The organism is Citricoccus nitrophenolicus (assembly GCF_047305825.1).
GTDB classification, from domain to species: Bacteria; Actinomycetota; Actinomycetes; order Actinomycetales; family Micrococcaceae; genus Citricoccus; species Citricoccus nitrophenolicus.
Genome location: NZ_CP063070.1, coordinates 2772755 through 2785648, shown reverse-complemented (window position 1 = coordinate 2785648; position 12894 = coordinate 2772755). Strand labels below are relative to the sequence as shown.

Genomic DNA, 12894 nt, shown 5'->3' with positions numbered 1-12894 from the left:
TCGTGAAGGGCAGAGGACGGAAATCGGAAATTGTCTTCGCACACTGTAGACCGGTTTTCTGCCCGTTTCCTGACAACTGGACGGCCCCGGGCGGTTCTGCCGCGACCGGGCGACTGCGCTGGTTACCCTTAGTCCGTGAGTTTTCCTGTGATCGGTGTAATCGGCGGCGGCCAATTGGCACGCATGATGGCCCCTGCGGCCACGGCCCTCGGGGTCCGGCTGGAGGTCCTGGCCGAGGGCCCGGACGTCTCGGCCACCACGGCGGCCCGGCACTCGGTGGGCGACTACCGGGACCTGCAGACCCTCCGCGACTTCGTGGCCGGGGTGGACGTGGTCACGTTCGACCACGAGCACGTCCCCGCGGAGCACCTGGAGGCGCTGCTGGCGGCGGGAGTCAATCTGCAGCCGGGCCCGGCGGCCCTGCGGTACGCGCAGGACAAGTTGCTGATGCGCGCAGCCTGTGACCGTCTCGGACTGCCCAACCCGGCCTGGGCAGCAGTGTCCACCGTGGCAGAGCTGATCGGGTTCGGCGACCGGCAGGGATGGCCGGTGGTCCTCAAGACCCCGAGGGGCGGCTATGACGGCAAGGGCGTGCGGGTGGTGCGCTCGGCCAGCGATGCCGAGTCCTGCGTCGACTGGTTCGAACTGGTCTCCCCCACCGGCTTCGAGGCCCTGCTCGCCGAGGAGATGGTGGACTTCTCCCGGGAGCTCTCCGCCCAGGTGGCCCGCACGCCCTCCGGCCGGACCGCCCCCTACCCGGTGGTCGAGTCCATCCAGACGGACGGGGTCTGCGATGTGGTGACGGCCCCCGCCCCGGGGCTGAATGCCGGCACGGCCCAGGCGGCGCAGGAGGCCGCAGTCACACTGGCCGAAGGCCTCGGCGTGACCGGGATGCTGGCGGTGGAGCTGTTCGAGACCCCGGGCATCGGCCCCGGGTTCATGGTCAACGAGCTCGCCATGCGCCCGCACAACTCGGGCCACTGGTCCATGGACGGGGCGGTCACGGGCCAGTTCGAGCAGCACCTGCGCGCGGTGCTGGACCTGCCCCTGGGTTCCACGGAGCCCCTCGGCGCCTTCACGGTGATGAAGAACTACCTCGGCGGGGCCAACCAGGACCTCTACTCGGCCTTCCCGGCCGCCATGGCCGCCCATCCCGAGGCCAAGATCCACGCCTACGGCAAGTCGGTCCGCCCTGGCCGCAAGATCGGCCACGTCAACGTCACGGCGGCCCGCCCGGAGGACCTCGGCGCGGCCCGCCGGGCCGCCGAGGGCGCCGCCGAGATCATCAGTGAGGGCCCCGAGGGCCACCAGGACCAGGGCCAGCAGGAGCAGTCATGACCCCCAGCGCATCCCCCCACCAGCCTGCAGGGCCCGACGCCGGCCCGGAGCGTCCCGCAACGGAGCGCGCCGGCGCGCGCGTCGCCGTGATCATGGGCTCCGACTCCGACTGGCCCGTCATGGAGGCGGCCGCCGCGGCACTGGAGGAATTCGGCGTCCCGTATGAGGCCGACGTCGTCTCCGCCCACCGCATGCCGCACGAGATGGTGGACTTCGGCACCCGGGCTCACGGACGCGGGATCCAGGTGATCATCGCCGGTGCCGGCGGCGCAGCGCACCTGCCGGGCATGGTCGCCTCCACCACTCCCCTGCCCGTCATCGGCGTCCCGGTGCCGTTGAAGACCCTGGACGGCATGGACTCGCTGCTCTCGATCGCACAGATGCCGGCCGGGGTGCCGGTGGCCACCGTCTCCATCGGCGGAGCCCGCAACGCCGGGCTGCTGGCCGTACGCATCCTCGCCGCGGGCACGGACCCGGAGGCGGCACGGCTGCGCGCAGAACTCGTTGACTTCGCGGCGGAGCTGCGGGATACGGCAAGCACCAAGGGCGAGCGGTTGCGCGAGTCCCTGGTGAACCGGCCCGGATACCGCCCGTGATGGCCGGCCGCCCCTCACTGCTCGACCCCCGCGCCGCTGGCGGCGTGGACCCCGTGCGCCGCCCGGAGACGTTGGGCTCGCCCCAGCGGACCAAGCGGGGCTGGATCCTGTTGCTGCTCACGCTGTTCGTCCCCGGCGGCGCTCAGGTGGTGGCCGGAAACCGCGGCCTGGGCCGCGCCGCGCTGCGCGTCACCATGACGGTCTGGGCCCTTCTGGTGGTGGCGCTCGTACTGCTGGTGGTCCGGCGGGAACTGCTGGTGCAGGCCCTGGCCACCTCGTGGGTCCAACTCGTCGGGATCGTGGTCCTGGCCGCGCTGGCCATTGGCTGGCTGGTGTTGTGGGTCGACACGTTCCGGCTGCTGCGGCTGCGGCTTGTGGCGCCCGGGATGAAGCCGCTGCTGGCGTTCTCCACGGTGCTCCTGCTCGTGGTGACCTCCGGGGCGCTGGGCTACGGCTCCTATGCGGTCAATGCCGGGCGCAACGCCCTGAACGAGATCTTCGAGCCCGGGCCGGCGATCGACCCGGTGGCCGGACGCTACAACTTCCTGCTGTTGGGTGGGGACGCCGGCGAGGGCCGGGTGGGGTTGCGCCCGGATTCGATCCACGTGGCCTCCGTGAACGCCAGCACCGGGAGCACCATCGTGTTCTCCATCCCCCGCAACTTCCAGAACACCCAGTTCTCGGAGGATTCACCCCTGTGGCAGGCCTACCCCGGGGGATTCGACTGCGGCGACGAGTGCATCATCAATCACCTCTATGTGGACGTGATGGAGAACCACCAGGACCTGTACCCCGAGGCGAAGGATCCCGGGGCGGAGGCCATGATGGACGCCGCCGGGGGCATCCTCGGGCTGGAGATCCAGTCCTATGCCTTGGTGGACATGGGCGGATTCTCCCAGCTGATCGACTCCATGGGCGGCGTCACCGTCACCTCGGGAGGCTGGACCAACTACCGCGGCACCCGGCCGGACGGGGTCTGGGGCAACGCCTGGTGGGGTCCCGGCACCTATGACTTCAACGGCGAGCAGGCCCTGGCATTCGCCCGCTCCCGCCACTTCTCCACGGACTACTCGCGCATCCGCCGCCAGCAGTGCATCCAGTCCGCCATGCTGGCCCAGTTCAACCCGCAGACCCTGGTCACCCGGTTCCAGGGCATCCTGGACGCCGGCGAGCAGATCGTGGAGACCGACCTGCCCGGTCAGCAGCTGGGGACGTTCGTCTCCCTGGCCACCAAGGGCCAGTCCCAGGGCATGGGCCGGCTGAGCATCGGTCCGCCGGACTTCGAGGGTGAGGACGGCCGGTTCACCACCTACCCGGACTTCGACGAGATCCACTCCCGCGTGGACGGAATGCTCGCCGAGGACGGCACGCCGCAGGCCGCCGGGGCCGATCCCGCCCCCCTGTTGTTCGTGAACGCCACCGCGGGCCTCCTGTCCGCGGCCTCCCCTGCCGCCTCCACGGGGCCCACCGAGGACAGTGACAACCCGGACGACTGGCCGGCCCCGCCCACCCAGCCGGACGGCAGTGAGATCACCGAGGAGTACCTCATGCACCTGGAGGACACCGGTCAGTCCGGCCTGTTGGAGGACGCCGCCTCCACCAACCACCTGTGCGTGGCGGGCAACGGCTGAGCCTCCGGTGGCCGGTTCAGCTGCCGATTGAACCGCCGGTTCAGCTGCTCGCCGCCGTGGGCAGACCGTGATGGTCCGCCAGCCGGTCCACGAGGTGTTCGGCGATCGCCAGTGATGAGGTGGCCCCCGGCGAGGGGGCATTGCGCACCAGGGTGGCCCGCCCGATGTCCTCGATGACGAAGTCGTCCACGAGCCGCCCGGTGCGGTCCATGGCCTGGGCCCTGATGCCGCGGGTGATGGGGGTGGACGCGGCGCCGGTCAGGGACGGCACGTACTCGGCCGCCTGGGCCAGGAAGCGCTGCCGGGACACCACGGCGGAGAACTCGCGCACGGCCGCCCGCCCGTTGCGGGCGGCGAACCTCCAGAACGCGCCGGAGGCGGCCACCTCGAGGCTGTCCCTCAGGCCGGGCCGACGGCCCGAGTAATTCTCCCGGCCCAGGGACAGGAAGGCGTTCGGGCCCACCAGCATCTCCCCGTCCACCCTCTTGGTCAGGTGCACGCCCAGGAACGGATAGGCCGGATCGGGCACCGGGTAGACGAGGCCGTTGAGGATACCGCGGTATTCCGGGGCCAGCTGCGAGTACTGGCCGAAGAACGGGACGATCCGGGGATACTCATCCCCACCCGCCATCCGGGCGAGGCGGTCCGACTGCAGCCCACCGCAGACGATGACCGCGTCGAAGGAAGCGCCATCAACCTCTCCCTCACGCCGCGTGGTGACGGTACACCGCTCGGTTCCGTTGGTGATGCCCGTGACCTCGGCGCCCAGCTGCACGGCGCCCCCTGCCGCCCGGACGTCTGCGAGGAGCGACCGGGTGAGCGCCGGATAGTCGATGATCGCCGTGCCGGGGGAATGCAGCGCCAGCCGACCGGTGGCCCCGGGCTCGATCTCCCGGATCCGCTCCGGTCCGATCAGTTCGGCCCCGGGGACACCGTTGGCCACCGCGCGCTCGTGGATGGCGCGCAGCCGTCCCTCCTCCTCCGGGCGCAGAGCCACCACCAGCTTCCCGCATTCCTCATAGGGCACGCCGTGCACCCGGGCGTAGTCCCGCAGCAGGTCCACCCCACGGCGGCAGAGCCGGGCCTTCAGTCCCCCGGGCTCGTAGTAGAGGCCGGCGTGCACCACTCCGGAGTTGTGCCCGGACTGGTGGGCGGCCACGTCCTCGGCCTTGTCGAAGACGGTGACGTGGTCATCCGGGAAGCGGCGGCCGAGCTCCCGGGCCGCGGCGGCCCCCAGGATGCCTGCCCCGATGACGGCGAAGGATCTCATGCCACCAACGTACTGGCGCCGCTGCCGGCCGCGCCGCGTGGGGTCCACCCCATCACCTCGTGCGGTCTGCCGGGAGGACCTCGGTAGGCTGGGGACATGTATCTCCTGCGTGCACCCCTCCGTGACTATGCGTGGGGTTCTGCCACCCTGCTCGCCGAGCTGCAGGGCCGGATCCCCACCGGCCGCCCGGAGGCGGAACTGTGGATGGGGGCGCATCCCGGGGCCCCGGCCGGCGCCGTCCCCGCCGGCACGCCGCAGGCCGGCGAGGTGCCGCTCCACGAGCTGCTCGCCGCCGATCCGGAACGCCTCCTGGGCGAGGCGTCGGGCTTCGGGCGCCTGCCATATCTCGTGAAGCTGTTGGCCGCCGGCCGCCCCTTGTCCATACAGGCCCATCCCACCCTGGACCAGGCCCGGGCCGGCTTTGCCGCCGAGGAGGCCGCCGGGGTCCCGGCGTCCGCCCCCCAGCGCAACTACAAGGATGACAACCACAAGCCGGAGATGGTGGTGGCGCTGACCCCGTTCGCGGCCCTGTGCGGGTTCCGCTCGGCCGCGGACGCCGGCACGTCGTTCGCCCGGCTCGCCGCGGTGCTGGCGGAGAACACGGCGCTGGCGGAGGGTCCCGGGAACAACGCCGGCCGGGCTGCTCCTGCGGACACCTCGGCCGCGGTGGTGGCCGGCTACGCCGAGCGGCTCCTGGGCGCCAGCGACGGCGGCGGCGATTCTGACGCCGAGTCGGCCGCGATCGAGTCCGTCTTCTGTGACCTGCTGGACCCCTCAGGGAACTGGACCTCGGGCACCTGGGTCGCGGCCGCCGTCGCCGCTCTGGCCCAGGCCCCGCGCGTGCTGGATGAGGACCTGAACCTGGCCACGGCCGTGGGGATCGCCGAGCACTACCCCGAGGACCCGGGTGTGCTGGTGTCGGTACTGCTGCACCGCGTGGACCTTGCACCGGGCCAGGCCATCCACCTGCCGGCCGGGAACGTACACGCCTACCTGTACGGCCTGGGCGTGGAGGTCATGGCGTCCTCGGACAACGTGCTGCGCGGCGGGTTGACGCCCAAGCACGTGGACATCCCGGAGCTGCGCGAGGTCGTGGCCTTCGAATCGGTACCCGTGCCCTACTGCATCCCGGTCTCGGACAGGGCGGGACACCTGGTGTTCCGGCCGCCGTTCGAGGAGTTCCAGGTGGAGCGACTGGACCTGCCCGCCGCCGAGGGAAGCACCCTGACCGCCCGCGGCCCCGTGATCGCGGTGTGCACGGCCGGGCGGGTGCGGGTGGCCTCCGGCGCGGACTCCGCCGAGCTGTCCCCCGGAGAGTCGGTGTTCCTGGCCGCAGACGACCCCGCCGCGACCGTGCACGGCCTCGGCAGCATCAACAACAGTGACCCCGCCACGCTGTTCGCGGTCACCCTCCCCTGAACCCACAACTGGCGGTCGAATCCGGCCCGTCATGTGCGGTTACCCGCCAGTAGAGGGGCCGGATTCGACCGCCAGTTCCGAGATTGCGGATCAGCGGACCGGGGTGGCCTCCGGGCCGATCCAGGGCTCCCACTTGCGGGCCTGGTGCTCGGCCTCGATCACGCGGACGGTGCCGGACTTCGAGCGCATCACCATGGACTGGGTGGTCACGCGGTCGTTGTAGTACCGCACCCCGCGCAGCAGGTCACCGTCCGTGATGCCGGTGGCGGCGAAGTAGCAGTTGTCGGTCATGACCAGGTCATCGGTGGTCAGGACCGCGTCCAGGTCATGGCCGGCGTCGATGGCCTTCTGACGTTCGGCGTCATCCACCGGGGCCAGCCGCCCCTGGATGACGCCGCCGATGGCCTTGATGGCGCACGCGGTGATGATGCCCTCGGGGGTGCCGCCGATCCCCAGCAACATGTCCACATCGGTGTCCCCGCGGGCTGCGGCGATCCCGCCGGCCACATCGCCGTCCATGATGAACTTCACGCGGGCGCCGGCGGCGCGGATCTCCTCGACGAGCTTGTCATGGCGTGGGCGCTCGAGGACACAGACGTTGAGCTGGCTGACCGGCTTGTTCAGAGCCTTGGACACGAGGTGGATGTTCTGCTTGATCGGCAGGCGCAGATCCACGAAGTCCGCCGCTTCGGGGCCGACCACCATCTTGTCCATGTAGTACACGGCCGAGGGGTCGAACATGGCACCACGCTCGGCCACGGCGAACACCGAGAGTGCGTTGGGGTAGCCCATGGCGGTCAGTCGGGTGCCGTCGATGGGATCCACGGCGACATCCACCTCCGGTCCGGTGCCGTCCCCCACGTGCTCGCCGTTGAACAGCATGGGCGCCTCATCCTTCTCACCCTCGCCGATGACCACCACACCATTCATCCGCACGGTGTCCATGAACGCGCGCATGGCGTCCACGGCAGCCCCGTCTGCGGTGTTCTTGTCCCCGTAGCCGACCCAGTGGCCGGCAGCGATCGCGGCCGCCTCGGTCACGCGGACCAGCTCCATGGCCAGGTTGCGGTCCGGCTTGGTGCCGGAGACTGCCAGGCTGGGGCTCAGGATGTTGCGTTCGGCGTGGTGGGGCCCCGCCGGCTGGGTCGGAACGTCATTGTTCGCGGGCTGGTCATTCGTCACCGAAATTCTCCGTCTGTGGGGGATCTTCTCCATGATCCATCCTAGTGTCCCGGCCAATGGCAGAATGGTCCGGTGACCTCCCCTCAGCCTGCGACGGATCCGGCCGGCTCCCCGGCTCCCAAACCTCGCCTGACGCAGAGCCAGGTCAAGCGGGCCAGCCAGTCATCCCGGGCCATGGTGCTGTCGGTGCTGGCCACCCTCGCCATCGCGCTGGTGGTGGTGCTGCTGAACCCGCCGAACGCCGTTCAGGAGCGCGAGTCCACCGTGGACGTGGCCACCACCGCAGAGCAGGCCTCCGCCACCGCGGGATTCACTGCCGTGGCGCCGGTTGCCCCGGAGGACTGGACCGCCAACTACGCCCGCTGGAACGGGGCCGGGACGGACCAGGTGGAGGTCTGGGAGGCCGGCTACCTGACCGCCGAAGAGGAATTCGTGGGGTTCAAGCAGACCGCTCAGTCCAACCCCACGTGGCTGTCCCAGCAGATGGAGAATGCGCCGGCCACGGGGACCCGGTCCGTGGACGGCACCCAGTGGGACCTCCACGAGCCCGCCGACGGCGACAGGCACCTGGTCACGGAGATCGGCGGAACCACCGTGCTGGTCAGCGGCTCGGGTGACCTGAAGGATCTGGACACCCTGGCCTCGGCCATTCAGCAGGCCATCCAGAACGCCGAGAAAGGCTGAGAACATGACCGACCGCACCGACCTGACCGCCGCCACACCATCGGCCGGCGCCCCCCTGACCCCCTACGCCTCCTGGGAGCTGCTCAGGGACGGCAACGCCCGCTTCGTGAACGGGACCTCGAACCACCCGAATCAGGATGCGGCACGCCGCGCCTCCCTGGCCCAAGGGCAGCATCCGACCGCCGTGATCTTCGGATGCTCGGATTCCCGACTCGCCGCCGAGATCATCTTCGACGTGGGCCTCGGTGACATGTTCGTGGTCCGCACCGCCGGACAGGTGATCGACGACGCCGTCCTGGGCTCCCTGGAGTACTCCGTGGACGTGTTGGACATCCCGCTGATCGTGGTCCTGGGCCATGACAACTGCGGCGCGGTCACCGCTGCCGTGGAATCGTACGTCTCCGGGGAGATGCCCCCGGGCTTCATCCGGTCACTCGTGGAGCGGATCATCCCCTCCGTGATCTCCGCCCGCCGTGCCGGGGTCAAGGACGTCAACGGCACCGTGGCGGAGAACGTGCGCCAGATCAGCTCCCGGCTGATGGAGTCCTCCATGTCCGTGGCGAAGGCCGTCAACGAGGGCCGCACCGCCATCATCGGCGTCACCTACTCCCTGGACAACGGCACCGCGAACCCGGTCCGGATCATCGGCGACCTGGACCCTGACGACGTCGGCTGAGACTCACCCCCGGATCAGATGCCGGGCCCGGGCCACGGTGACGGCCTCGGTGCGGTTGCCCACCCCGAGCTTGCCGAAGATGTGGTTCAGATGCGTCTTCACGGTGGCCTGGGAGATGAACAGGCCCGCCGCGATCTGCTGGTTGGTCCGTCCCCGGGCAAGCTCCTCCAGGATGTCGATCTCCCGGGGGCTGAGAGACGGTTCCTGCCCAGCTCCACCACCCAGCACGCGCCGGGCCAGTTGCGCGGGCAGGACGAGACTACCGGCAGCGGCCTGGGAGACGGCGTCCCGCAATTCCGCTGCGGAGGCGTCCTTCAACAGGAACCCCAGTGCCCCGGCGGAGACCGCGGCCTGAACGTCGGAGACCGCACCGTAGGTAGAGACGATGAGCACGGGCACACCCTGGTGGCTCCGTCCCAGACGTTCTGTCGCCTCGATCCCACTGGGCCCCTCGCCCAGTTCGATGTCCATGACCACCACGTCCGGTCCCCCGTCCGTGCTCTGGAGCCGGTCCACGGCCGCGAGCGCCTCGGCGGCGGTGGAGGCCTCATCCACAACCACCAGGCGGCCGGCTGACTCCAGCACGGCGCGCAGTCCGGCCCGGACCACCGGGTGGTCGTCCACCAGCAGGATCCTCAGGGTCGAATCGCTCAGGGTCGAATCCCTCATGGTCCTGTCTCCGCATCCTGTTCCTGTGAGAGCCGCCGTGGCCACCGGGGCAGGCTCAGTGCCACCACGGTACCGGTGTGCGAGCCGATGCCCTCGCGGTCAGCGCCCTGTCCTCCGGCGTCCTCCACGGTGAGCGTTCCAGCGGCGCGGGCAGCGCGGTCCCGCATGGTGGCGATGCCGAAACCCTCGGGGCTCTCGCCGCGACCGGCGCCGTCGTCGAACACGTCCAGGGTCACTTCGTCCCGGTGGACGGCCACGCTGACCACACAGCGGGTGGCCCCCGAGTGCTGCAGCACATTGGCGAGCGCGGACTGTGCCACCCGCAGCACCGCAGTGGACGACTCGGCTCCCAGGGCCGGACTGTCCTCCGGACCGTGGAACTCGACCGTGAGCGCGGCCCCTGCCGAGCGGGCGGTGTCCTGGGTGCTGCGGCAGATGGCGGCCAGCTCTGCCGTGAGTCCGGCCCCGGGGGTGCGCTGCTCCACGAGGGCCCGGGCCTGGGCCAGGTTCTGGACGGCGGAACGCTCGATCTGCCTCAGCTGACCGGCCAGGGGCTCGGCGAGCTGCTGTTCCTGCGCGGCCCGGGAGAGCAGCACCACCGACGCCAAACCCTGGGCCAGGGTGTCGTGCAGGTCCTGGGCCCAGCGTTCGCGCTCCCGCATGGCGCCGGCATGGCGCTCGGAGCGGGCCAGGTCGTCACGCGTGGCCTGCAGCTCGGCCGCGATGCGCCGTTGGGTGCGGGCCTCGGCGTAGAACAACGAGTACGCGGCGGACATGGCCACGGCCACCACGGCGCCGATGACCGGCCCCACCACGGCGCCGATCCCCAAGGTGCCCTCATGCCACCAGAATCCCAGGAGCACCACCGCTGTCAGCGCCACCACCAGGGTGATGGCCACCGGTACAGACCGCGGCCCGACCACGTGCAGGTGCAGGAAGAACAGCGGGAAGGCCAGCCAGGCGAAGTCCACATGCACGGCCATCAGGCCCAGCCAGGTCAGGGTCACGGCGGCCAACCAGAGGAATTGTCCCCGCACCACGATCCGTCCGGCGGCGCTCTGATCGCTGCGGCGCTTCTCCACGACGGTCCCGGCCAGGTAGATGGCGGCGAACAGGGCGGCCAGGCCGCCGATCTGCCAGATCTGTCCGTGATCGCCCGCTCGCGCGGCGGGGGCCAGGGACCGCAGCAGCCCGATCACCAGCAAGCCGGCCACGGTGACGTGCAGCAGGATGCGCATGGCCGCGAGCAGGGCAGGGATATGGGTGTCCTCGGCGGGGCTGGGCAGAGATCGCTCCTGCCGGCCGGCGGGCGGCCGGGGCGGAGGTGACATGCGTGCGGGACCCATGAGTGCAGGGTAGCGCGGCCTGCTGACGCCGGTGGCGCGTGGAATCAACCGAACGGTTGATCCATCAGTGGCCGGGTGGCCGATGTGCGCCGACCGTCCGGACGGAAGGCTGGAGAACAGCAGCACCGGAGCGCCGACGGCTCTCCGACACCCCTGAATCCGCAGCATCCCACCGGAGCGAGAACCGCTTCACCAAGGAGTCCCACCGTGTCCTCTCCCACGTTCCTGTCCCTGAGGGACGTCCGCTTCTCCGCCGGCCGCTTCACCCTGATGGGCGCGGTGGTCGGGTTGATCGCCCTGCTGCTGGTCTTCCTGACCGCGCTGACCAACGGCCTGGCGCACCAGAACATCTCCGCCGTCACGGCCTGGGACGAGGCCGCCGGCGATTCCTCCGAGGTCACCGTGGTCTTCGGCGCCGCCCACGCGGAGGGCACCGAGGACGTGGAGTCGGACTTCACGGCCTCCTCCGTCACGGCCGAACAGCTCGACGGCTGGCAGCGGGACCCCCAGGTCCAGTGGGCCGAACCCGTGGGCGTGGGCCAGGCCCGCGCCGACTCCGGTTCGGCCGTCTCCGCGGTGACCCTCATGGGACTGGAAGCCGGTAGCCGCCTGGTCCCGGATCAGGGCACCCTGCAGGACGGCGCCCTGATCAGCGAGACCGCCGCCGAGCAGCTGGGCGTGGGCGAGGGCAGCGAGGTCTCGATCAACGGCCAGGACGTGCCGATCGGAGGGACCATCGAGGACGAGTGGTACTCCCACACACCCGTGCTCTACCTGCCCCTGGAGACCTGGGCCACCGTGACGCACGCTCCGGAGGGCACCTCCACGGTGCTGGTCGCCGGCACCATGCCCGACGCCGGCCACGCACCGGCCGCGGCCAGGGAGACCACCACGGTGGCCTCGGACGTGGACGGCGCCCTGAGCGCGCTGCCCGCCTACTCCTCCGAGAACGGCTCGCTCGTGATGATGCAGGCCTTCCTCTACGGCATCTCCGCCCTGGTGATCGCCGCCTTCATGGCCGTGTTCACACTCCAGCGCACCCGGGACATCGCCGTGCTCAAGGCCCTGGGCGCCACCACGGGGTGGGTGGTGGCCGATGCCCTCACCCAGGCCGGGATCGTGCTGTTGGCCGGTGCCGCCGTGGGTGGCGCCCTGGGCCTGGCCGGGATCTCCCTGGCGGCCGGAGTGGTGCCCGTCCAGGTGGACGCAGCCGCCGTGGCCATCCCGGTGGCCGTCACCGTGGTGCTGGGGATGGTCGCCTCGGTGGCCGCCGTCTGGCGCACCTGCCGCGTGGACCCGCTCGTGGCGCTCGGCGGCAGCTGAGTCGCGAGCCTCGGCCCGCTCCTCCTGACCCGACGTCTCGTCCCGACTTCTCGACCTCCCACCGAAGGATTCCCCCATGCTGAACCTGTCCAACGTCACCCTGACCTACCCCGACGGCGAGAACGGCACCCTCAACGCCCTGGACTCCGTGGACCTGACGGTCCCGGCCGGCCAGATGCTCGCCCTCGTGGGACCCTCCGGCTCCGGGAAGTCCTCCCTGCTGGCCGTGGCCGGCGCCCTGGTCACACCGACCTCCGGCACCGTGACCATCGGCGGCACCGAGATCACCGGTGCCAGCCAGGCCGAGCGGGCCCGGCTGCGGCTGAACCACATCGGCCTGGTGTTCCAACAGCCCCAGCTGATGCCGTCGCTCACCGCCCTCGAACAGCTCCAGCTCGTCGGAGTGCTGCGCGGGTCCCGGCCCCGTGCCCTTCGGGACGCGGCCATGGAGTCCCTGGCCGCCGTCGGGATGGAGGCCGCGGCGAACCGGCGCCCCCACCAGCTCTCCGGCGGCCAGCGGCAGCGCGTGAACATCGCCCGTGCGCTGATGGGATCGCCCTCCGTGCTGCTGGTAGACGAGCCGACCTCCGCCCTGGACCAGCACCGTTCGGAGGAGGTCATGGAACTGATCTCCACCCTCACCCGCGAGCTGGACACGGCCACCGTGGTGGTCACCCACGATCTGGAGTTCGTGGACGTGGCGGATCGCTCGGTCACCCTGCGTGACGGACAGCTCGCAGAGCACGCCACGGTCTAAAGT

The 12894-nt window shown here is 70.8% G+C and carries 12 protein-coding genes; 8 read left to right on the top strand and 4 right to left on the bottom strand.

The genetic code is table 11. The features are described from left to right. The first annotated feature begins 135 nt into the window (after positions 1–135). Genes IMT31_RS12690 through IMT31_RS12680 form a run of 3 tightly spaced genes read left to right on the top strand, consistent with a single transcriptional unit; the run spans position 136 to position 3565 of the window. Positions 136–1338 carry a 5-(carboxyamino)imidazole ribonucleotide synthase gene (locus IMT31_RS12690; RefSeq protein ID WP_413543008.1) on the top strand — a complete coding sequence of 401 codons (1203 nt, stop codon included), beginning with the start codon at positions 136–138 and terminating at the stop codon, positions 1336–1338. Continuing rightward, positions 1335–1934 (top strand): 5-(carboxyamino)imidazole ribonucleotide mutase, encoded by a 600-nt coding sequence (purE, locus tag IMT31_RS12685; RefSeq protein WP_413543007.1) that lies wholly within the window; start codon positions 1335–1337, stop codon positions 1932–1934. The genes IMT31_RS12690 and purE overlap by 4 nt, the downstream gene beginning before the upstream one ends. After that, on the top strand, positions 1934–3565 hold the full coding sequence (locus IMT31_RS12680) for an LCP family protein (protein ID WP_413543006.1): 1632 nt from the start codon (positions 1934–1936) through the stop codon (positions 3563–3565). The genes purE and IMT31_RS12680 overlap by 1 nt, the downstream gene beginning before the upstream one ends. Positions 3566–3605: 40 nt before the next feature. On the opposite strand, the gene lhgO is transcribed toward IMT31_RS12680, so the two are convergent. Then, positions 3606–4835, bottom strand: coding sequence for an L-2-hydroxyglutarate oxidase (gene lhgO / locus IMT31_RS12675; RefSeq protein WP_413543005.1), 1230 nt, complete (start codon positions 4833–4835; stop codon positions 3606–3608). 96 nt (positions 4836–4931) lie between these two features. Here lhgO and manA point away from each other — a divergent pair, with 96 nt between their 5' ends. Next, entirely contained in the window at positions 4932–6254 is a 1323-nt protein-coding gene (gene manA / locus IMT31_RS12670) for a mannose-6-phosphate isomerase, class I (protein ID WP_413543004.1), read from the top strand. Positions 6255–6344: 90 nt separating this feature from the next. Here manA and glpX read toward each other — a convergent pair whose 3' ends face one another. After that, entirely contained in the window at positions 6345–7310 is a 966-nt protein-coding gene (gene glpX / locus IMT31_RS12665; protein WP_345354768.1) for a class II fructose-bisphosphatase, read from the bottom strand. A 198-nt stretch (positions 7311–7508) separates the two neighbouring features. Here glpX and IMT31_RS12660 point away from each other — a divergent pair, with 198 nt between their 5' ends. Together IMT31_RS12660 and IMT31_RS12655 are read left to right on the top strand one after the other, a co-directional pair. After that, complete coding sequence (locus IMT31_RS12660; RefSeq protein WP_345354631.1) at positions 7509–8120, top strand: DUF4245 domain-containing protein; 612 nt, start codon at positions 7509–7511, stop codon at positions 8118–8120. A gap of 4 nt (positions 8121–8124) precedes the next feature. Then, positions 8125–8796, top strand: a complete 672-nt coding sequence (locus tag IMT31_RS12655; RefSeq protein ID WP_345354629.1) for a carbonic anhydrase — start codon at positions 8125–8127, stop codon at positions 8794–8796. 3 nt (positions 8797–8799) lie between these two features. Here the strand turns inward: IMT31_RS12655 and IMT31_RS12650 are convergent, their stop codons facing one another. Both IMT31_RS12650 and IMT31_RS12645 read right to left on the bottom strand, forming a co-directional pair. Beyond that, the gene (locus IMT31_RS12650) at positions 8800–9465 is read right to left on the bottom strand and encodes a response regulator transcription factor (RefSeq protein ID WP_413543003.1); all 666 of its coding nucleotides are present in this window, start codon (positions 9463–9465) and stop codon (positions 8800–8802) included. Continuing rightward, positions 9462–10811 carry a sensor histidine kinase gene (locus IMT31_RS12645; protein WP_413543002.1) on the bottom strand — a complete coding sequence of 450 codons (1350 nt, stop codon included), beginning with the start codon at positions 10809–10811 and terminating at the stop codon, positions 9462–9464. Before IMT31_RS12645 ends, IMT31_RS12650 begins: the two co-directional genes overlap by 4 nt. A 207-nt stretch (positions 10812–11018) precedes the next feature. Here IMT31_RS12645 and IMT31_RS12640 point away from each other — a divergent pair, with 207 nt between their 5' ends. Both IMT31_RS12640 and IMT31_RS12635 read left to right on the top strand, forming a co-directional pair. Further along, positions 11019–12134: an ABC transporter permease gene (locus IMT31_RS12640; protein WP_413543001.1), complete on the top strand. Its 1116-nt coding sequence runs from the start codon at positions 11019–11021 to the stop codon at positions 12132–12134. Positions 12135–12210: 76 nt separating this feature from the next. Beyond that, positions 12211–12891 (top strand): ABC transporter ATP-binding protein, encoded by a 681-nt coding sequence (locus IMT31_RS12635; RefSeq protein WP_345354621.1) that lies wholly within the window; start codon positions 12211–12213, stop codon positions 12889–12891. Positions 12892–12894 lie beyond the last annotated feature (3 nt).

Coding starts and splice junctions, on each gene's coding strand:
- purE (WP_413543007.1), top strand. CDS start 1,335: ATGACCCCCAGCGCATCCCCCCACCAGCCTGCAGGGCCCGACGCCGGC.
- IMT31_RS12680 (WP_413543006.1), top strand. CDS start 1,934: ATGGCCGGCCGCCCCTCACTGCTCGACCCCCGCGCCGCTGGCGGCGTG.
- lhgO (WP_413543005.1), bottom strand. CDS start 4,835: ATGAGATCCTTCGCCGTCATCGGGGCAGGCATCCTGGGGGCCGCCGCG.
- manA (WP_413543004.1), top strand. CDS start 4,932: ATGTATCTCCTGCGTGCACCCCTCCGTGACTATGCGTGGGGTTCTGCC.
- glpX (WP_345354768.1), bottom strand. CDS start 7,310: ATGGAGCTGGTCCGCGTGACCGAGGCGGCCGCGATCGCTGCCGGCCAC.
- IMT31_RS12655 (WP_345354629.1), top strand. CDS start 8,125: ATGACCGACCGCACCGACCTGACCGCCGCCACACCATCGGCCGGCGCC.
- IMT31_RS12650 (WP_413543003.1), bottom strand. CDS start 9,465: ATGAGGGATTCGACCCTGAGCGATTCGACCCTGAGGATCCTGCTGGTG.
- IMT31_RS12645 (WP_413543002.1), bottom strand. CDS start 10,811: ATGGGTCCCGCACGCATGTCACCTCCGCCCCGGCCGCCCGCCGGCCGG.
- IMT31_RS12635 (WP_345354621.1), top strand. CDS start 12,211: ATGCTGAACCTGTCCAACGTCACCCTGACCTACCCCGACGGCGAGAAC.